Origin of the sequence: Veillonella sp. R32 (genome assembly GCF_010093125.1) — a bacterium.
Lineage (GTDB): Bacteria > Bacillota > Negativicutes > Veillonellales > Veillonellaceae > Veillonella_A.
Genome location: NZ_NMZQ01000022.1, coordinates 34,119 through 54,200, shown reverse-complemented (window position 1 = coordinate 54,200; position 20,082 = coordinate 34,119). Strand labels below are relative to the sequence as shown.

The following is a 20,082-nucleotide window of genomic DNA, read 5'->3' as shown; positions in this document are numbered from 1 at the left end:
GGCCGCCCTCCTGTACTTGTATTAACTAAATTTAGCTACCAAATTCAATTCTTGCTTCTGAAACAACAGGTTCACCATCAACCGTTTTAGGGCGGTAAGCACTATTCTTAGCTTGTTGCAAAGCCCAACGATCTAACGAGCCATTACCACTACTGCTAATAATATCCACTTCAACAGCGCGACCAGCTTCATTAATCATTACATATACCACCACGTTACCACTACCTGGTAACGTACGAGGGCCTAAATATTCAGCACCAATAACCACTGGCTCATGAGGTGGCGCCGCCGGTCCATCGCTTGGTTCCCCTTGCGAACCACCACCGGCCCCCGAAGTCTCAGACGACGGGGTCCCATTAGCATCTGACGACCCCGTTTGGGCTGGGGAAGCTGTCGCTCTAGGCGCCTCCTTTTTTATAACCTGCTCCACAGGCACACCATTTTTAATATCTTCTACTTGTTGCTCCGTCATAGGCGCTGGTGGCTGTACAGTTGATTTCTGAGGTGTAGCTACCTGTGGCCCACCTGCTGAAACGCCCGAATCACTGACTACATTAATTGATATAGGTGTTCTATCAGGCACTAACTCAGGCTTTTGTAAAAAAGACCACACCATGCCACTAACGAGAGCTAGATTGATAATAACGGATGAAGTTATCGCCATTCGCCACCGATTCTTATAAATATGAGCAAAAGGGGATGGCTTTTTAACTACATCTTGTACGGATTCAGCCATAACTATCACCTACTTACTCTCAGTAGCGACTGCAATTTTATTAAGATTCATATTTTTTAACGTATCCAACACTTGTACGAATGTACCATATTGTGCTTTTTGGTCAGCTCGTAAAATGATTGTTAAGTCTCCGCCTTTAGCTTTTTCAGCTTCCAAGCGTTGCGCCATGCCTTCTAAATTAGCATACGAATCTTGTTCTACATAAATTCGGCCATCTGCGGTAATCGTAATAGGAATTTTACGTTGCAAATCCACAGAGCTTGACGTAGCCGTTGGCAAATTTACAGGCATCGATTTTTGTACAACCATAGAAAGCATACTCATCATGAAAAACACTAATAGGAAGAATATAATGTCAATCATGGGAATAATCATGAGCTTTGGTTTATTGGTTGTACGAAGACTTCTAATTTGCACTAGATGCACCTTCTTCAGCTGTTACACCAACAGCTGCATTCATATACACATTACCGATTTCTTCCATATCCGTAATGAGTCCATCTTGCTTATGTACTAAGTACGAATGAATAACCAACGCTACAATAGCCACACAAAGGCCCGTAGCTGTAGCAATTAAGGCTTCACCAACACCACCGGTAATGGCAAATGGCTGACCATCAGATACAGACAATACACTAAAGGAGCTAATCATACCCGTTACCGTACCAAGCAAACCAAGTAATGGTGCCAACGTAACGATAGTTTCTAAATAGCTTAAACGAGAACGAAGGCGACCAGCAATGGCACCGGCAGCCCCTTGTAAAGCTGCATTTTTAGATTTAACAGTTTTACGACGAATCGCTGCGTTCAACATTTCAGCGGCCACACCACCATCTTCAGCACATAAGGCTTCTAGCCCTTCTTCATTATTAGCGGCTGCCAATACGGGAATCTCTTCACGCAAACGGTCCATATTGGATTTAGCTGCACTATAGGTGCGCACACGCTCCACTAAAATAGCAATCGCAATGATTGAGCAAAGTAATAGGGGGTACATGACTAACCCACCTTGGTGAAATAATTCTAAAAGTTCCATACCAGTCTCCTTCTTTCTTCTAAAAAACTAATTAAAAGGTATGTTCTACGCCAACAACATAATGACGTTCTGCCATAGCATACGCACCGATTGGTGTGCTATAAGGTTCTACTTCATAAGATTCATTCGTTAAGTTAAGCCCTTGTGCATATACCTTAGTAGACTCATTAATCTTATAGCTTACGTTCAAATTCCAAGTAAAGTAAGAGGAATCAGTATAATAAGCTGTTGAACGACCTGTTACATATCTAAAATCATTAGATACATACCAACGATTCTTTTCATAAGAAAGTTCTAATCCATAACTATTTGGATGACGGTTCTTTAAATCATTTGTCATACCGCTACCTTCATCAATTTTTTGGCGAAGGAAATTATAAGAAGCACGTACCTTCCATGCATCATCTAATTTATAAGTAGCACTTAAATTTAGGCCTTGACGCTTTTCTTTATTAATATTGTAATAAACAGTTTTACTAATGCTATTATTCCACTCCCAATCCAAAGCATCTTTTAAACGGCTTTCATAGATACTAGCAGATACTAATAAACGATCATTTACTTGACTATCAACACCTAATGTTACGGTATGTGATTTTTCTTGTTTTAAATCAGGATTACCAAGCCAGTATGGGGAATTAGCATATAACATTTTTAATGTAGGATTATTAACAGCTTGGCCCCAAGAAATATAGGCATGTGTATTTTCATCTAATTTCTTATTTAAACCAATATGGGAAGCAAATTCACCACCAAAAATATCATGGTGTTCATAACGAGTACCAAGGTTAGCGGTCCAGCCTTGACCTAATTCCCATTTATCTTCAATAAATACAGCTTCATTATCTGTGCTCTTATTGAAGCCTACACCATCATTAGTTTCATCAATTTTTTCTTTGTTATAGCTAACACCACTAATTAATGTATGGTCACCAAGTTTCCATGTTTTTTGTCCTTCTAAACCAAGCATAGATAAATCATGTTCATATGGCGTGCCTGCAAAAGGTGCATTTGCTTTTTCAGTATTGCGGTATGCTCGAACAAAACTCCCAGAGTCAGAACCAAAGTTATAGGTAACACCATAACTCATATCTGTAGTTTTACTCTTCATTCCAGCGCCATAAGCGGTCCCATTTAATGGATTACTCAAATAAATACCAAACCCATCCTTACGATGACTGTAAGAAAAATCAACAGTCATGCGGTCATCATCAAAATAATGATCATAACGAGCTGTTACATTATCACGATTGATGGAACTATCAGGGAATTCATAGGAATTGCCATTAGCCGCCTTATAGTGATAATTATCTTGACGCTGTTTGCTATATGATACAAAATATGCATTCTTTTCATCGCCACCTTGAGTGGTAATGCCAGTCCTCCAATACCCCCAGCTGCCTACTTCAGCTTTTGCTGTGGTTTTCTGCCCCATAGTGCCTTCTTTGGTAATAATATTAATAACCCCAGCTACCGCCCGTTCACCATATAAAGCAGAATTAGGTCCTTTTACTACCTCAATTCGTTCAATATTTTCTACAGGAAATTGATCAATATCAATGGCATTATTGTCACCTGATACAATTAAATGATCCCAATTCATACGACGACCATTTACCATAACAAGCACACGGGTATCACCATTAAGCTCTGGGTACGATGCGAAGCCTTTCTGCACAACCGTGACATTATTCGCTTTTAACGCATTAGATACGCTATTATAATTTCCTTGCTCAATATCTTTTGCTGTAATAACCGTCGTATCAGCCGGTACATCCACTTTTTCTTCTGACAGACGACTAGCCGTTACCAATACGACTTTACCTAAATCTTGTAAATTTGCTTCATCGTAATTAGCAGCCCACACACTACCACTGGTAGCACTTACCACTAAAGCGGTTAATACTGCTTTACTTACTGTACTGCGATGAGTAAATTTCATTTATTTTGTTCCTCCTCAAAGCCTTGAGCAATTTTCTCTAAGGCATCCACCACACGACCGTTACCATTATTCACATCGGCAAAGGGCACTGCTATAATACGCCCTCCTTGAATGGCTCGCATATTGCGCAAATTTGGATCCGCTTTTAATTCAGTGATAGCTTCTGCATCACTCAATGTACGATTTCCTTGGCTCACAGTCACATACACAATTACATCAGGGTCAAAGGCCAACACACGCTCAGGCCCTACCATCGAAATCTGTCGGTTCGTCAAATTATGACCACCTGCTTTTTTTACGATGTCATCTACGAGATACACTGGTCCATATAAGCTATAGGTACTATGCCCGTGAGCTTGTAAAATAATAACACTCGGCTTATAGGTCCAACTATTTACTCGCTGAGTCACCGCTTGCACTCGCTGTTGTAACTCTGCTTTATAGGCACTTGCCTTCTGAGGGACTTGAAACAAACGTCCCATATCATCAATAAAGGGATAAATTGCACTCTCTAAGGTGGGCTGATTCTTACGAATCGTAGCTGGCACAATATATACACCAATATCTCTTTCATACCACTGCCGTACATCACCTAATGCAGCTGGTGTAAAATGATGCGACCACCCCATTAATACATCAGGTTGCATCGCCAATACTTGTTCGCGACTAGGCACATAGCTATTAGTAATTAATGGTAACTTGCTATATATGTCACGATACCGCGCTAGCTCTTCCCCATAGGGAGCCACCGTTCCTACAATGCGGTCCGCTAATCCTAAATCGATCAATAACTCCGTCGCTCCAGGATACGTTACAATAACGCGCTTAGGTGGCGCTGCGTAGGTGAAACGCATAGAATGTCCATCACTATCTACATTTTGTATCGTAATCCCCGTTTGACTCTCATCGCTATCTCCTACAATATGCCAATGCCCATTTGTATAAGCAAACCAGGCAATAAGAAGCATTATAGCTAACAGAATAGCCCCTATACAACGCCGACTCCACCGTTCCCAAGTGCTTATCATAGGCTATCACCAGTACGGCTTAGTCCTAGCCCCGATGCATCGCTCTGGTGAAATGCCCCTAAACGAGTCTGACGCCGTGGCTGCCTTTCATAGGTCACCATAGGGGTGCCATCTTCGTGATAGGACACTACACTCGCTACTTCGTATACCTCACGAATCAGTGCTTCATGCACAATGTCACGGGGTGTGCCTTGGGCTACTAATTGACCTCGTTTCATAATAAATAATTCATCACAGAATAAAGAGGCCAAATTTAAATCATGAAGTGCGGCTATCACACCAACACCTAACCCTTTTATGACTTCCAACAGCTCCAGCTGATAGGTAATATCTAGATGGTTCGTTGGTTCATCCAAAATCAAATACTCTGGCTCTTGGCAAAGAACACGCGCTAACATAACGCGTTGCTGTTCACCACCAGATAAAGAGGCAAAACTTCGATGAGCTCTATCCCACATACCCACTTTTCGAAGGGCTTCCATGGCTAAGGTCACATCTTCTTCCGTATCCTCATCAAACCCTTGTTTGTAAGGAGTTCGCCCCATCATTACAATTTGCCAGACAGTAAAATCAAAATTAATACTGTGAAACTGCCCCATTACGCCAATGCGCTTGGCCGCTTCCCGTAAAGGAATGGTATCTAACGGCGTTTCATCAAAACGGATCGTACCTGCTTGTATCGGGATAACGCGATATAAATGTTTTAACAAAGTGGACTTACCACAACCATTAGGACCCATAAGACCAACAAATTTATTGGCGGGAATGGTTAGCGATAAGTGATTTAAAATTTGTGCATCACCTATCTCATAGGAGAGGTTCTCTACTACAATCTCTTTCATAGATACCTCCTAACCACCAAAATTACGACTTGAACCAAATAGGAGTTTCATAAATAAAGGCGCTCCCATAAGGGCCGTCAAAATACCAATTGGCAAATCACCGGCAGGCAATAACACCCGAGACAACAAGTCAGCTAACACTAGAAATATAGCACCGCCTAAGGCAACGACTGGCAACAACCGTTTATGACCAACTCCTACCAAAGCCCGTGACATATGAGGAATTACCAGACCTACAAAGCCAATAATGCCACATTGTGAAACGAGCACACCTGTAAGCAAAGCCATACATGCCATATATATATATCGTTTGCGAGTCGCATGGATACCTAAGGTAATCGCCATCTCTTCACCCAGCAACAACGCATCTAGCGCCCTTACTTGCGATAAAAAATAAATTGTCATACCACTTACTACTAGCGTCGGCCACAATAACATAGACCACTTAGCATCCGCCAAGGATCCCATGGTCCAAAAGGCTGCGCTTTGCATGCCTTCTGCATCACCAGCCATATAAATCACAAAATTAGACAGCGCCGTGCATAGCGCACTCACTACCGCCCCAGCTAATACAAGTTTTACTGTAGAAATACGGCGTCCCATCCCCGCTAACGCCATAACGGCCAGCGTAGCTACAATGGCACCACCAAAGGCCCAAATAGGCACGCCCACATTAGCAGCACCTAATAAGAAGCCTAATAATATAGCCATAACGGCGCCTACCGACGCCCCCGATGCAATCCCCAAAATAAAAGGCTCAGCCAATGGATTTTGCACCGCTGCTTGCATAACCGCTCCCGATAGAGCCAGTCCAGCTCCTACTAAAGCCGCCAAAATTACTCGCGGAATACGAATATCCCACACAATATCGGTCATCGCCGGCCCTACCGCATCGGGTATGGGCGTATGCATTACTTTGCCGCTAATCACCGCCAACACATGGCCTGCAGGTATAGTTACACTTCCTAACGCAATAGCAGCTATAATTGCGCAAATTAAAAAGGCAGTCAGAACCGGTACGGCCCAACTGCCCAATGTTTCAGTGCGATGCTTCGTAGCGGTTTGTAACTCTTGCAGGCGTTGTTGACGCGTCATTATTTCAACGTCATTCATCAACTACCCTCATTTCGCTTATGACATAAAAACAGGTCAACAGAATACGTCCCTGATTTCATATAACACGTATATTGTGCTAACTACCCGAGCTTGCTTAAGCCCTACTGAAATCGTTGCGCAGTGCTAACCTTGTCGAAAGAGGCCAAATTTTTGGCTACAAATATTACATTGTCCTATGCTACTTAGCATACTTATATTTTGTATATTATAATTTGGAAATTGAGAAGAATTTCTTCTATTTCTTCAAATATTTTATAAAAAATAATAGTAGCTGTCAACATCATTATGATAAAAAATCCACCCATGAAGCTATATATACTCTCATTTTTCAAGTTTGCCCCCTGTTTTTCATAGGATATTCAAATAGTATTTTTTAGTTTATATGCAATTTACATGTATTTTTATAAAAACTTTAAATATCTATAATTACAGTTACTCTCAGTTTTTTTAAAATATAATCCAATAAGACAGAAAATGTATGACTATGTATTCTTAACTATACATCCTTTATTTTACAGCCTTTGTCTTGGTGTATAGTAGGAATACACAAATTAAAATCTGCTACCAACTTACTTCGTTATATATTGATAAAAAATATCAAAAGCAGCAAATAGCTATTGATAATTATATATCATCTACTTGCTGCTTTTTAATAGCCCCCACTGGACAAATTTCATAACAATCACCACAACCAATACAGCCGGGGCCAATAAAAAATTGTAATGTTTTTTCAGAAATAATCTGTACTGGACAATCTAACGCACAGGCACCACATTTCACACAGCGCTGCCCATCAATTACAAATGTTAGCGTCCTAAAGTGAGTATTTGCCATCTTCTATTTAGCAAGCCATACTATATGGCTTGCTGCTCCTCTGCTGCCAATACTAAACGAATCATTTGTGCTACCCCCTGTTCATCGTTCGAAGGGGCTAACCATTTAGCAGTAGCCTTAGCCGTTGCTTCCCCATTCATCATGGCAAAGGAAATACCACCATAGGCTAGCATGGTCAAATCATTATTACTGTCACCAATAGTCATCACTTCATCAGCCGTAAGGCCTAGAGAATCTGCCAATGCCGCTACCGCACGGCCTTTGCTAATCCCTGGCTGTACAAACTCAAGATTGCCTTCACTAGATTGAATGATGACAAAGCGATGATCGCCTTTAAAATGATCTAAAATAGCTTCTTTTTTAGCTTCGGTTCCATAAAATAATTGAATTTTTTCTAAGTCCATGCCCGTTTTTACTATATGCTCACGTAAATTAGACACCATCGTACGACTCGCTTTCATAAGCGGCACCAAATGAGGTGGTAAATTACTAGCAAACTCTAACATGCCTTCCGTTTCACCATAAATATCTTTACCACCATAAGCTTCAATATATACATCAAAAGGCCTTAATTCATCCAACAACCGTAACCCTTCTGCATTGCTAAACGACTGATGAAACACAGTGGTTGTGTCCCCACCCTGTTGCTCAAATACAACGGCACCATTACTGCAAATATAATGCTGAATCTCAGGGATGCGATGAATCACCTCACCCATTTCCCCCCAAGCACGGCCGCTCGCTACCGCTACCGTCACACCAGCCTCTATAGCGGCTTTCACAGCCGCCACCGTTTCATCACTTACATGCTTGTGCGTATCCACTAAGGTACCATCTACATCTGAAACAATTAATTTAATAGGCTTCTTTAATTGTAAATCCGCCGATTTTGTTGGCAAACTAGCCGTATGACTAGCTTTAGCAGCTACCTCAAACACAGCCGCTTGATCCTCTACATTTATGGAATTTATTTTTTCTGTCATAGTCATCTCCATTGCCTAATAAATACCCTTCCTAATTGCCCTAACTTTCGCTTACTGCAACCAAGAAAATAGATTTATTTATATAAATCTATTATAACATATGAAAGCAAAAGACCATTAGCCCCGCGACTTTTCTCTCCCTCACAGATCCCCTATAAATACTTATAAAGATTTCTCTTTAATGCCGTTATATTCGAGTGCAAAAGCCCCCTTAGGTCCTCTTGCCGCGACTCCCCTCCCAAATAACAACACTCTGCCAAAAGATTCTCCGACCTTAATAAGACTATCTGTTGTAAGAATAAAAATCCTCCTCTTGTAGCGACTTTTCTAAATCTTTGATTTAGAACTGAGCAGCAAGAGGAGGATTTTTTGTTCTTATCCTAACAGTATAGCTCTCCTATTAATAGGAGAATCTTTCGGCAAATGTTTTATTTACTTAACACTTCTACACAACGATGACACAAGGTAGGATGTTCTGCATCGTTACCTACTGTATCACGATGAATCCAGCAACGTTCACATTTTTCAAATTCACTTGGTTTTACAACCACACTCAAGTGACCTTCTTCCGTAGCCACCGCTTCAGCTGGTGCATTAGCACGACCTTCTACCAAGTGTGCTTCACTTACGATAAGTAAAGCCGCTAAATCTTTCACTTGTGCTAACGTTTCATAAGCAGCGCCATCGGCATATACCGTAATCGAAGCATCCAAAGAATGACCGATAACTTTATCTTGACGTGCTGTTTCAAGGGCTTTCGTTAATTCCCCACGCAAAGCTAATACGTGGTTCCATTTTTCAGCCAATGCAGCATCATAATGAGCTTCATTACCTGTAGGCCAATCTTCAAGCATTACGCTTTCACGCATGCCGTCTTCTTTAGGCATGTACTGCCATACTTCTTCCGCTGTAAAGGAAAGCACTGGTGCCACCATACGAACTAAGGTTGTAACAATTTCATACATAGCTGTTTGGGCACTACGACGAGCTACCGAAGTCGCTTCTTCTGCATACATCGTATCTTTTAACACGTCTAAGTAGAACGAACTTAAATCAACGGTGCAGAAGTTGTGAATCGTATGATATAAAATATGGAATTCATAGTTTTCATAGGCTTCCGTAACTTTACGACGAACTTCTTCTAAGCGAAGGAGCGCCCATTTATCAATTTCAGACAATTGATCATAGGAAACTTTGTCTGTATTTGGATTGAAATCATCCAAGTTACCTAGCAAGAAGCGGAACGTATTACGAATCTTACGATATACTTCGGATAACTGTTTTACGATGTCTTTAGACAAACGCACGTCACCTTGGTAATCAGCTGAAGATACCCAAAGACGCATTACATCAGCCCCATAAACATCAATGATGTCAGATGGTGCCACTGTATTACCAACGGATTTAGACATTTTACGGCCTTCCCCGTCCACTACGAAACCGTGAGTTAGTACAGAGTTATATGGTGCTTTGCCTGTAGTCGCAACGCCAGTTAATAAGGAAGAGTTAAACCAGCCACGATGTTGGTCAGACCCTTCAAGGTACATAGCACATGGTACATCAAGGCCTTCGTTTTCAAGTACACCAGCCCAAGAAGAACCACTATCGAACCAAACGTCCATGATGTCTGTTTCTTTGCGGAATTCATCATGACCACAATGAGGGCAGGTGAAACCCTCTGGCAATAATTCTTTTTCTGTATGATTCCACCAAGCATCGGAGCCTTCTTTAGCAACCCAAGCTTGAACCGATTTGATAGTATCATCATTGATGACATAGTCACCACAAGATTTACAGTAGAATACTGGAATTGGCACACCCCAAACACGTTGACGGGATACACACCAATCCCCACGATCAGCAATCATATTATAAATACGGTCATGACCCCATTTAGGAATCCACTGTACTTGATTGTCGATTACATCAAGGGCTTCTTTGCGATAGCCATCAACAGATGAGAACCACTGTTCCGTAGCACGATAGATAACAGGATTCTTACAACGCCAGCAATGCGCATATTGATGACGAAGTGTACCTTTATGAAGTAACGCACCATTATGAGCTACAATTTTCAAGATAGGCACTTCTGCCTCATGAATTTCTTTACCGGCTAAGGCTTCTTCCGTGTCACCATAACGGCCATTATCTACCGCACTTACATAAGTACCCGTTGGATCAACAAAGGAAGTGATTTCAAAATCAACTTTACCGGCTTTTTTATACGTTTGATATACACCAAAGTCTTCTTCGCCGTGAGCTGGCGCCGTATGAACGCAACCAGTACCAGCTTCAAGCGTTACATGGTCACCTAAGAATACGGGCACTTCCCGTTCGATGAATGGATGTTTAAAAGTAGCTAATTCTAAATCCGCCCCAGAGAAGGTATTAAGTACAGTATAATCTGCTACTTGAGCATCTTTTAATGCATTAGCTACCAAATCAGTAGCCATCAAGTAGTATTCTTCACCCACTTGTACCCAAGAATATTCTAATTCAGGGTTCACAGAAATTGCTTGAGATGCTGGCAATGTCCAAGGTGTAGTTGTCCAAATAACAGCGTAGGCTTTTTTAGTATCTACATCAGCTGGTAATGTACGTTTTAATTCATTAACATACGCATATTTTACATAAATAGAGAAGGATTTCTTTTCTTTATATTCAATTTCCGCTTCAGCCAACGCTGTTTCACAATGAGTACACCAGTATACTGTTTTTAACCCTTTGTAGATATGACCACGCTTAGCCATTTCCCCAAAGATGCCAAGTTGTTTAACTTCAAAAGCTGGTTTTAATGTCAAATAAGGATCTTCAAAACGCCCAAGTACACCAAAACGAATAAAGTCTTTCTTTTGATCTTCTACGCACTGCAACGCATATTCTTTACATTTAGCACGTAAATCCAGAGGACTCATTTCATGGCGATTAAGACCTGTATTTTTAATAACAGCATGTTCAATTGGCAAACCATGCGTATCCCAACCAGGAATATACGGGGTGTAATATCCCTGCATAGTTTTATATTTCATGATAATATCTTTTAATGTTTTATTAAGGGCATGGCCAATATGAAGTTTACCATTAGCGTATGGAGGGCCATCATGCAATACAAACGGCTTATTCCCTTTGCGCAATTCTAAGCGTTTTTCATAAATTTTATTATCTTCCCAATATTTCAAATATTCTGGTTCTCGTTTTGGTAAGTTCCCGCGCATTGGAAATTCTGTAGCAGGCAAATGTAATGTTTTACCGTAATCCATATAAACTCTCCTCTCAACTAATAAAAAAAGCGCTCGTCCCCGAAGGGACGAACGCTATAAGTCCGTGGTACCACCCTACTGACTCTATACAGAGCCACTCACGCATATAACGGTGCTCACCGATAAATTTAACATTTATATGCTCCCAAGTGATTCGTCATCTCTTCATTCGCTGAACTCACACCATACATCAGCTCGCTGAGAACTACCCGAAATGACCGTCTTCGTCATCGCATGTCATATACAGTTATTGAAAGAAGTCTTACTGTCAAGGACAGTTGACCAACTCATAGTAACTTTTGTTATAGATAGAGTATAGAGAAGGGATTTCGTTTTGTCAAGTAGGTTTATGATTATTGGTGTCATAAAATTTACTTACTATGACGTTGCAACCACAAAATCGCTAGTCGATCACCTAACGCAGCAGCTTGTTCATAATAGGCACGTGCTTTATTTTCGTCTTTCACAACCCCGCGGCCATGTTCATACAAGCTACCTAAGCCAGTTAGCCCAGGAGCTCCAATAATAGTATCCTGTTGCGCTGCTTTTTCATACCAAGTATACGCCGCCTTATAATCCACAGCTACCCCTTCGCCCGTTTCATACAAAGAACCTACCTTAGCCATGCTTGTAATATCACCAGCAACGGCTGCTTTTAGATAATAATGGAACGCTTTTTTACTATCTTTGGAACCATATAGTCCCTGTTCAGTCATAAAACCTAAATAGCGATTGGCTTTCATATCCTTAGCCTTAGCAGCTGCTTTAAACGATTGCCAAGCCTCTTTATAATTTACCGGCCCCGTTTCGCCAGACAAAGCCGCTATCCCGGCCTTCATCTGCGCCCGTGTGGTGTCACGACTAGCTTTATTAGCTGCAACCGTGACCATATAACGACCAGATTCCGTTTCAGCAACTGGTTTACCAGACTTAGTTTGGGCAAACAACCAGTCACGAATGCCTTCAATATTATAGGCTACGGACCAAGTATACATGTGATTGCCGCCTTCAAAGACAGTGTAATTTATCGGTGCTTGTTGCGCTTCCATAGCTTTCACTAAATCAGCAAATTGTGCGCCTGTAGCATGACTATCCCACATGTCACTACGCGCTACCTTAGTACCCAACGCTTCCCAATTCTTAGTGGCTTCATCCATAGCTGGTTTTGCCTTGTTATCGCCTTCTGAAACGACAATCCATAATTTTTTATCTTTAAGAGCCTTCATTTCTTCTACATTCCATTGGCAAGCTACCAACCACTGCGCGGCAAATAAATCAGGATAGCGATCGCTAATAGCAATGTTTGTCATCCCCCCTTGAGACTGGCCCGCCCCATAAATGCGGTCCCTATCTACAGGGTATTCAGCAATGACTTTATGTAATAAATTCGTCACTAAAGTCAGACCTGTGGTCCATTTGTTTTCATCAGTTGTAAGCATGCCAATGGAATTTACTAATTCATCCGTATATTGTGGAGCCACAATAATGGCTTCATGTTTAGCCTGCTCAGCTTCACTAGCAAAAATAGTGGCCCCATTGCCTTGATATAAAGGTGTCGTTGGATAGTTATTATTGGCTGATGCATCAGCTACAAAGAAATACAAAGGATATGACTTTGTAGCATCATAATCTTTTGGCAAAAAGACATTATATTGAATGGTGGCCCCCGTTTCAGCATCGGTATAAGAATGTAAGGTAAACTGATCAACTACACTTTCTAATTGTGCGGTTTGCTTGAGTACAGTCGTATTGGCTGGATATACAGTACCATCTAAAGCTGTAACAGATCCTGTTTGCTCAATAACTACGTTTAAATCAGGCAAGGCTTTGTCACTATGCATTATCATGCCTGGTTCTGAAACGGGACCTGCTGCCCCAGGGCTAGCCTTTTGAGGTTCATTCTGACCTTCATTAGTATTGGCTGTATCACGATTTGACTCCTTTTGGCCTTGTTCAAAAGGAACGGTATTCGTTTGATTTAATTCTAAAATAACAAATCGCCCGATTTCACCATCTGTTTTCCAAGAAGTAGCTGGACGATAATTGGTATACACCTTAGCAATGGTGTTATCTTCTACAGTAAAATCATTAACGTTCAAGGTCTTTACATCAATGGCTTTAGGAAATTCTAAGGCGACGGCCGCTACTTTCTCACCATCACCAAATACTTCAGGAATCGTCGTAACAGACTTAACTACAGAATCACCTTGTACCACTTGTGTCGCCGCTGGCATAGCCGTCACTTGCGCCGACACAATAGGCACACCATTCGCTGCTACCTGGTTCGCCTTAGCAACTTGAGTCCCTGCCGCTACCGTAGTCATAATAGGTACTGCCCCCTCATTAGCCCATACTACACCACCTACTGGTAAAGCTAAGGCACTGGAGATTAGGAAAGAAAGAACATATCGTTTCATAGAAACACCCCTTAATTTATAAAATGAAGACCTTATTAATTAATTCCAACTATATCAAACAATAATGAAGTTTTAATAAAAATTCTCATTTTGTACAACATGTACAATTTATAAAAAAAGAGTATAATGAAGTCATATATTATTATTAAAAACAACTATAAATGACTATAAATTTCTAACTATCACTTAAAGGAGGACACCTATGCCCGCCTGGCAACGCACAGACTACATCTGTTTCTTTGGTGCTTTTTTATCGGCTCTCGGCATGAGTCAACTGGCGCCACTCTTACCACTCTATTTACATGATATGGGCGTAACAGCTACTACGGAAGTGGCCTATTGGTCAGGTTTAGCCATGGGCGTAACCTATTTAGTGGTCGCTTTTGTATCTCCTTTTTGGGGACGCCTAGCTGATCGTAAAGGGCGTAAAATCTCTTTGCTACGAGCCAGCTTTGGTATGATGCTTTGTAATCTTTTAATTTGCTTCGTCCAAACACCGGAACAACTAGTACTAGTCCGCTTCATTCAAGGCCTTGTATCAGGCTTCTTCTCCGCGTCCGTTACGCTCGTGGCTTCTGAAACGCCAGAAAATAAAACAGGCTGGGCCCTATCAGTATTAGCCTCCTCCAATTTGGCAGGATCTCTCCTAGGCCCACTTATCGGGGGTTATCTTGCAGGTATCTTCGGCATTCGCGCCACCTTTTTTATCGTCGCTTGTTGCCTAGGTTCAGCGTTCTTGCTCATCTTCTTCCTCGTTCATGAATCCTTTGAACCACAACCAGACAGTGTCCCTCATAGCTTTAAAGAATTATGCAATCGCCTGCCTCATTTACATGAACTCTTTATCGTTGCTGCATCAACCTTTATCTACGCCCTGTCCATCATGTCATTACAACCAATTATTACTGTTTACTTAAATGAAATCATGCCCCCTCACACACCACATTTAGCATTAATTGCTGGGGCTGTCTTTGCCTCTACTGGTTTTGCACAAATGCTTAGTAGTTCCTATATGGGCAAATGGATTGATCGCATTGGACCACGGCGCATCCTAATTGGCTCGCTAGTCTATACGGCGATTATGACCATCCCCCAAGCCTATGTAACAACGGCTTGGCAACTAGGCATATTACGATTCCTAACAGGCCTTGGTTTAGCTGGTTTATTGCCTTCCCTCAACACCTATATCTCCTCCCATTCACCTAAAAATTTATCGGGCCAAGTTTTCTCCTATAATCAGACTACACAATTTTTAGGCTATTTTATGGGCTCCGTTGGTGGTGCTCTCTTTATGGGTAAATTCGGTTTTACCGCCCTCTTCTGGGGTACAGGTCTACTCTTCTTGTTAAACGCCCTTTGGGTATATACCAAACTAAAGGCCTAAGCGAAAACCCCTCCTCCTAATTACTGGCCTATACTCTATACATCCTATACTCCCTATACATCAAAAGGCTATCACCCTTGAAATCATATCATCGGTGACAGCCTTTTTCATTTATAATTCCTGTTCAATATAAGTAGCTAATGCTACGATTGTTGCTTCATTACGGCGATAATACGTCCATTTGCCATAACGAGCCGACTCTAATAGCCCTGCCCGCTGCATTAAATCTAAATAGTGCGATACAGCTGATTGTGAAATGCCTAATTTATCCTGTATACTCCCCACACAGACTCCTCCTTCAAATGAGTCGCCCTCAGGAATATGTAATCCCTGGGGTGGAAAATATTTCGTTGGCTCTTTGAGCCATTGCAAGATTCTTAAGCGACTTTCATTGGATAAGACTTTAAAAATATCTAGTAATTGTTTCTCACTCATAATTTTATTATATCTTATCTTCTAGATATGTCAATCTATTTAATCGAATTTAATCAATATAAATCATCCTATTGAATAGTACTCATAATAATTAATACGTATTAATTATTACTTTTTTCACGCGCTAAAATAAAAATAGTAGACAAAATTAATACAAAGCCTATTAAGTCGCTAGTCATAAATTGACTATCTAAAATAAGCCAACTCAATAAAGCTGCTGAAATAGGCTCAATAGAAGATAAAACAGACCCTTTCACAGCTCCAATTCGCCGTACCCCTTCTAAGTATGCATTAAAGGAAACAATAGTGCCTAATACAACTACATTAAAAACGCCTACATAGGTCCACGTATCCCAAATACCTGGCACATCAAACGGTGACGCAATCATCGCCGTCACAAGGCCAGACAAAAGCATGGCAAAACCTACCACAGGTCCTGTACCATACCGCCGTAACAAAGGCACTGGCTGAACACTGTAAATGGCTACTGCCACAGCCGATAAAAGCCCCCAAAACAGCACGCGTTCATCAATGCCACTAAATTCAAAATTGCCATGAAACGCAATTAGAGCAGTACCTACCATAGCCAAAACAACACTAATGCCCTCGCCCCACGTAGGCCATTTAAAATAACGAACAGCCATGTAGACGACAATCATAGCAGGTGCTAAATATTGTAAGACTGTAGCAATCCCAGCACCGGCATAATAAATGGACCGGAAATAAGCATACTGGCAAAGAGCCATCCCCAATAAACCAAATATAAGTAAGCCCACTACATGACGAGGATCCTTAAAAATCTGAAAAATATGGACACGCCCTTGATAATATGCCGCTAGCGCAGTAACAATGCCCGCTGCCAACAGCCGTACGGTTAATAGCCATTCTGGACTAATCGCTCGTTGCTGTTGTAAAAACTGCGCCGATATGCCCGATAAGCCCCATAAAGTACCACCAAATAAAGTAAGGGCAATCCCTATCATCTTATCCCTATCCATCATGCCCTCCTTTATGATTCAGCAACTTTACTTTCACAATGTATGATATAACAACTTTACTCTTATAATGTATGATGTAACAACTTCACTTTCATAATTTATAAAGACGACCAGAAAATACTGGTCGTCTTTGACTATATGCTATTGTAACAAATAATCCTCTTACCTGACAAGGTAGTTCACCTTACATGTCTTACCAACACCTCGGTAACAAGTTGTATCAGCCTAAGAGTCTATGTTATAAATTAGTCAACTAATTTCATAGCGACTTTTACAACGACTTTTAATACTTTACTTGATTCTTCATTAACAGCACAACAAGGACGATGAATATCTTCAGGGAAGAAGATAGCATAGGAGCCAGCTTGCGCTATAATATAGCCTTCATCTGCTAAATCCTGTTTGTAAAAATACAAATCCTTGTCATCATGCGCTTCTACCACAGGTTCTGTTTGGCGATCTGGTAAAAAGCCCATTTTTTCCTGGCCATCAATTACAAATTGCACATCTAAGTACTGCTTATGTGCTTCAGGGCGAGTGTCTTCAAACTTCTTCGTCGTCACTTCTTGTACTAAAGCGAAGATATTATCACCATCAATGTCATGGCGACCAATCTCTAAACTTTTCAAATCAGTTTCTTTCAACCAATCGAGTACGCGCTCTAATACAGGTGCATAGCCTAACCCTTTGTAATTCACATTCACACTACCAAATATCATATATATATCTCCTTTGAGCCCGCTTAGGGCTATTTATTTTTAACTCTACTTAGATGCACTTCATCTTCGAGCCAAGGTAAGCTATGTTGAAACACCCCGCCAAACTATTTGTTTCAACCATTAACTATTCATCATCACTAGTCCCGTCAAACTTAGCAATAATGCCCTCCGCTGTCTTATGAGGCACTTCTTCATAGGAGCTAAATTCCATATTAAATACGCCTTGCCCTTGTGTCATACTGCGTAATACAGTTACATAGTCAAGCATTTCAGCAAATGGAACTTGTGCTTTAACCACCGTAATACCTTCTCGTTCACCTTGTTCCATCCCAAGTACGCGACCACGCCGACTATTCAAATCACCCATAATATCCCCCATGAAAGTATCTGGGGCAAATACATTGACATTATAAACAGGTTCTAATAAGACCGGTTTAGCCTGAGGCACACCTTTTTTAAGGGCCTGAGCAGCCGCTACTTTAAAGGCTAATTCAGAGGAGTCTACTGCATGATATGAACCATCCAATAAGGTCACTTTTACACCAATCATTGGATAACCGGCTAATAAACCTTTATCTAAGGTTTCTTTGGCGCCTTTTTCAACAGCTGGAATATACTGTTTTGGTACGGCGCCACCGAAAATTTTATCTACAAATTCAAAATCGCTTTCATAAGAAGGTTCAATGGCAATTTTAACATGACCATATTGACCATGACCGCCACTTTGTTTCTTATGTTTACCTTCTACTTCGACTTGACCACGTACCGTTTCACGATATGGAATATATGGTTTTTCTAATTTAGCTTTAACGCCATATTTACGTTCCATCTTCGTAAGGATATGTTCCAAATGAACTTCGCCCATACAACGAACTTGCATTTGGCGTCCTTCAATATCTTTCACCACTACGCAGGTTGGATCTTCTTCCGAAATACGCTGTAAGGCCGCCGCTAATTTTTCTTCTTCCCCTTTCTTTTCAGGGACCATAGCTACTGTATGAAGTGGTTGAGGGAAGCGAATTTGACGATATTTTACTTTAAAACCAGGGGTTGCAAACGTATCACCTGTCTTAGTAGCCGCTAATTTAGGAATCACTACAATATCCCCAGCGCCCGCTTCACTAACAGGTACTTGTTGCTTCCCAATAAGAGTATACATTTTACCCCATTTTTCTTCAATCCCCTGCGTCACATTGAGAAGTTTATCCCCTTCTTTTAATTCCCCAGAGAATACGCGCACAAAGCTTTGTTTTCCAGCAAATGGATCTAAAATTGTCTTAAATACAAAGCCTGTAAATGGTTTATCTACGTGAACAATCCGTTCTTCCCCAGTATCTACATCTTCCGCTGTCATCACTCGTTTAGACGCATCTGGCATATAACGAATCATACGGTCTAATACTTGATCCATGCCAATATTATTAATGGCACTACCGCACATAACGGCGCAAACACGACCAGTTAACATACCTTCGCGCAATCCTTGACGAATTTCTTCCAAAGTCAACTCTTGGCCATCTAAATATTTTTCAAGTAATTCATCATTACCTTCAGCAGCCGCTTCCACCGTCATTTCACGGATTTCTTCTACCTTAGCTTCTAATTCAGCAGGTACGGCTACTTCGGTCATTTTACCGTTTTCATATACATAAGCAGTGCGTTTCGCTACGTCTACAACACCTTTAAAGTCAGGCCCTTCACCAATCGGAATCTGCAATGGCATAATGGCTTTACCAAATAGAGCATGCATTTTTTCAAGAGTACCAAAGAAATCGGCCCCTTCGACGTCCATCTTATTGATAAATGCCATGCGTGGCATCTGTAATTCTACCCCATAGTCCCAAGCGCGAATGGTATCTACTTCTACACCTGATGTAGCAGATAATACCATAAGCATGCCATCAGCGGCACGCAAAGCGGCACGAACTTCACCATGGAATTCTGAATAACCAGGGGTATCAATGAAATTAATTTTATAATTTTTCCATTCACAAGGGGCCATGCCCAATTGAATTGTTACATTACGTTTAATTTCTTCAGGCTCAAAGTCCATAATGTGTTTATTATCTTGCCCTTTACCTACAGATGCTACCGCACCGCAAGCTAATAGTAAAGATTCTACTAACGCTGTCTTACCAGCCCCGTCATGAGATACAATTGCCACATTACGAATCAAATCACTAGCATATTCTTTCATATGAACCGCCTCCTTTAAAGCGCAGAAACGCAATTTACTGTACTTATTCGCTATTCATGTATGAATCTCCTTTATTCTTATTATACATTTTTCGAAAGTAAGCAAATTTTTTACAAATTGTCCAGTTAAATGCTACAAATAGCTTGCCAAAAACG

Annotated in this window: 16 protein-coding genes; 1 reads left to right on the top strand and 15 read right to left on the bottom strand. The window is 41.1% G+C overall.

Translation table 11 applies throughout. From position 1 onward, the window contains the following. Nucleotides 1-31: 31 nt before the first annotated feature. From VER_RS05535 to VER_RS05485, 11 genes are all read right to left on the bottom strand, one after another. Entirely contained in the window at nucleotides 32-736 is a 705-nt protein-coding gene (locus VER_RS05535; RefSeq protein WP_162099883.1) for a TonB family protein, read from the bottom strand. 9 nt (nucleotides 737-745) lie between these two features. Next, a complete protein-coding gene (locus VER_RS05530; protein ID WP_162099882.1) occupies nucleotides 746-1,153 on the bottom strand; it encodes a biopolymer transporter ExbD in 408 nt (135 codons plus the stop codon). Next, a complete protein-coding gene (locus VER_RS05525) occupies nucleotides 1,143-1,772 on the bottom strand; it encodes a MotA/TolQ/ExbB proton channel family protein (RefSeq protein WP_162099881.1) in 630 nt (209 codons plus the stop codon). Before VER_RS05525 ends, VER_RS05530 begins: the two co-directional genes overlap by 11 nt. Before the next feature lie 31 nt (nucleotides 1,773-1,803). After that, on the bottom strand, nucleotides 1,804-3,714 hold the full coding sequence (locus VER_RS05520; protein ID WP_162099880.1) for a TonB-dependent siderophore receptor: 1,911 nt from the start codon (nucleotides 3,712-3,714) through the stop codon (nucleotides 1,804-1,806). Beyond that, entirely contained in the window at nucleotides 3,711-4,742 is a 1,032-nt protein-coding gene (locus VER_RS05515) for an ABC transporter substrate-binding protein (RefSeq protein ID WP_162099879.1), read from the bottom strand. Before VER_RS05515 ends, VER_RS05520 begins: the two co-directional genes overlap by 4 nt. After that, entirely contained in the window at nucleotides 4,739-5,584 is an 846-nt protein-coding gene (locus VER_RS05510; RefSeq protein WP_162099878.1) for an ABC transporter ATP-binding protein, read from the bottom strand. The genes VER_RS05515 and VER_RS05510 overlap by 4 nt, the downstream gene beginning before the upstream one ends. A gap of 9 nt (nucleotides 5,585-5,593) precedes the next feature. Beyond that, nucleotides 5,594-6,697 carry an iron ABC transporter permease gene (locus tag VER_RS05505; RefSeq protein ID WP_202922137.1) on the bottom strand — a complete coding sequence of 368 codons (1,104 nt, stop codon included), beginning with the start codon at nucleotides 6,695-6,697 and terminating at the stop codon, nucleotides 5,594-5,596. 627 nt (nucleotides 6,698-7,324) lie between these two features. Further along, the gene (locus VER_RS05500) at nucleotides 7,325-7,534 is read right to left on the bottom strand and encodes a 4Fe-4S dicluster domain-containing protein (RefSeq protein WP_162099877.1); all 210 of its coding nucleotides are present in this window, start codon (nucleotides 7,532-7,534) and stop codon (nucleotides 7,325-7,327) included. Between the two features lie 20 nt (nucleotides 7,535-7,554). Further along, nucleotides 7,555-8,517 (bottom strand): Cof-type HAD-IIB family hydrolase, encoded by a 963-nt coding sequence (locus VER_RS05495; RefSeq protein WP_162099876.1) that lies wholly within the window; start codon nucleotides 8,515-8,517, stop codon nucleotides 7,555-7,557. A 428-nt stretch (nucleotides 8,518-8,945) separates the two neighbouring features. Then, nucleotides 8,946-11,777, bottom strand: coding sequence for an isoleucine--tRNA ligase (gene ileS, locus VER_RS05490; RefSeq protein WP_162099875.1), 2,832 nt, complete (start codon nucleotides 11,775-11,777; stop codon nucleotides 8,946-8,948). Nucleotides 11,778-12,148: 371 nt separating this feature from the next. Further along, nucleotides 12,149-14,194, bottom strand: coding sequence for a prolyl oligopeptidase family serine peptidase (locus VER_RS05485; RefSeq protein WP_162099874.1), 2,046 nt, complete (start codon nucleotides 14,192-14,194; stop codon nucleotides 12,149-12,151). Nucleotides 14,195-14,396: 202 nt separating this feature from the next. Between VER_RS05485 and VER_RS05480 the strand changes: the two genes are divergently transcribed. Continuing rightward, nucleotides 14,397-15,578, top strand: coding sequence for an MFS transporter (locus VER_RS05480; protein WP_162099873.1), 1,182 nt, complete (start codon nucleotides 14,397-14,399; stop codon nucleotides 15,576-15,578). 111 nt (nucleotides 15,579-15,689) lie between these two features. On the opposite strand, the gene VER_RS10525 is transcribed toward VER_RS05480, so the two are convergent. The 4 genes from VER_RS10525 to fusA form a co-directional block, all read right to left on the bottom strand. Further along, entirely contained in the window at nucleotides 15,690-15,863 is a 174-nt protein-coding gene (locus tag VER_RS10525) for an ArsR family transcriptional regulator (protein WP_366511564.1), read from the bottom strand. Nucleotides 15,864-16,114: 251 nt separating this feature from the next. Further along, nucleotides 16,115-17,011, bottom strand: a complete 897-nt coding sequence (locus VER_RS05470; protein ID WP_162099871.1) for a DMT family transporter — start codon at nucleotides 17,009-17,011, stop codon at nucleotides 16,115-16,117. A 245-nt stretch (nucleotides 17,012-17,256) separates the two neighbouring features. After that, nucleotides 17,257-17,730, bottom strand: coding sequence for a YhcH/YjgK/YiaL family protein (locus VER_RS05465; protein WP_162099870.1), 474 nt, complete (start codon nucleotides 17,728-17,730; stop codon nucleotides 17,257-17,259). 124 nt (nucleotides 17,731-17,854) lie between these two features. After that, nucleotides 17,855-19,927, bottom strand: coding sequence for an elongation factor G (gene fusA / locus VER_RS05460; protein ID WP_162099869.1), 2,073 nt, complete (start codon nucleotides 19,925-19,927; stop codon nucleotides 17,855-17,857). Between the last annotated feature and the right edge of the window lie 155 nt (nucleotides 19,928-20,082).

What these genes read in the sequence shown, in the direction of transcription:
- VER_RS05465 (WP_162099870.1), bottom strand. Translation starts at nt 17,730, where the DNA reads ATGATATTTGGTAGTGTGAATGTGAATTACAAAGGGTTAGGCTATGCA.
- VER_RS05500 (WP_162099877.1), bottom strand. Translation starts at nt 7,534, where the DNA reads ATGGCAAATACTCACTTTAGGACGCTAACATTTGTAATTGATGGGCAG.
- ileS (WP_162099875.1), bottom strand. Translation starts at nt 11,777, where the DNA reads ATGGATTACGGTAAAACATTACATTTGCCTGCTACAGAATTTCCAATG.
- VER_RS05510 (WP_162099878.1), bottom strand. Translation starts at nt 5,584, where the DNA reads ATGAAAGAGATTGTAGTAGAGAACCTCTCCTATGAGATAGGTGATGCA.
- VER_RS05535 (WP_162099883.1), bottom strand. Translation starts at nt 736, where the DNA reads ATGGCTGAATCCGTACAAGATGTAGTTAAAAAGCCATCCCCTTTTGCT.
- VER_RS05515 (WP_162099879.1), bottom strand. Translation starts at nt 4,742, where the DNA reads ATGATAAGCACTTGGGAACGGTGGAGTCGGCGTTGTATAGGGGCTATT.
- VER_RS05470 (WP_162099871.1), bottom strand. Translation starts at nt 17,011, where the DNA reads ATGGATAGGGATAAGATGATAGGGATTGCCCTTACTTTATTTGGTGGT.
- VER_RS05495 (WP_162099876.1), bottom strand. Translation starts at nt 8,517, where the DNA reads ATGACAGAAAAAATAAATTCCATAAATGTAGAGGATCAAGCGGCTGTG.
- VER_RS05525 (WP_162099881.1), bottom strand. Translation starts at nt 1,772, where the DNA reads ATGGAACTTTTAGAATTATTTCACCAAGGTGGGTTAGTCATGTACCCC.
- VER_RS05520 (WP_162099880.1), bottom strand. Translation starts at nt 3,714, where the DNA reads ATGAAATTTACTCATCGCAGTACAGTAAGTAAAGCAGTATTAACCGCT.
- VER_RS05505 (WP_202922137.1), bottom strand. Translation starts at nt 6,697, where the DNA reads ATGAATGACGTTGAAATAATGACGCGTCAACAACGCCTGCAAGAGTTA.
- VER_RS05480 (WP_162099873.1), top strand. Translation starts at nt 14,397, where the DNA reads ATGCCCGCCTGGCAACGCACAGACTACATCTGTTTCTTTGGTGCTTTT.
- VER_RS05485 (WP_162099874.1), bottom strand. Translation starts at nt 14,194, where the DNA reads ATGAAACGATATGTTCTTTCTTTCCTAATCTCCAGTGCCTTAGCTTTA.
- fusA (WP_162099869.1), bottom strand. Translation starts at nt 19,927, where the DNA reads ATGAAAGAATATGCTAGTGATTTGATTCGTAATGTGGCAATTGTATCT.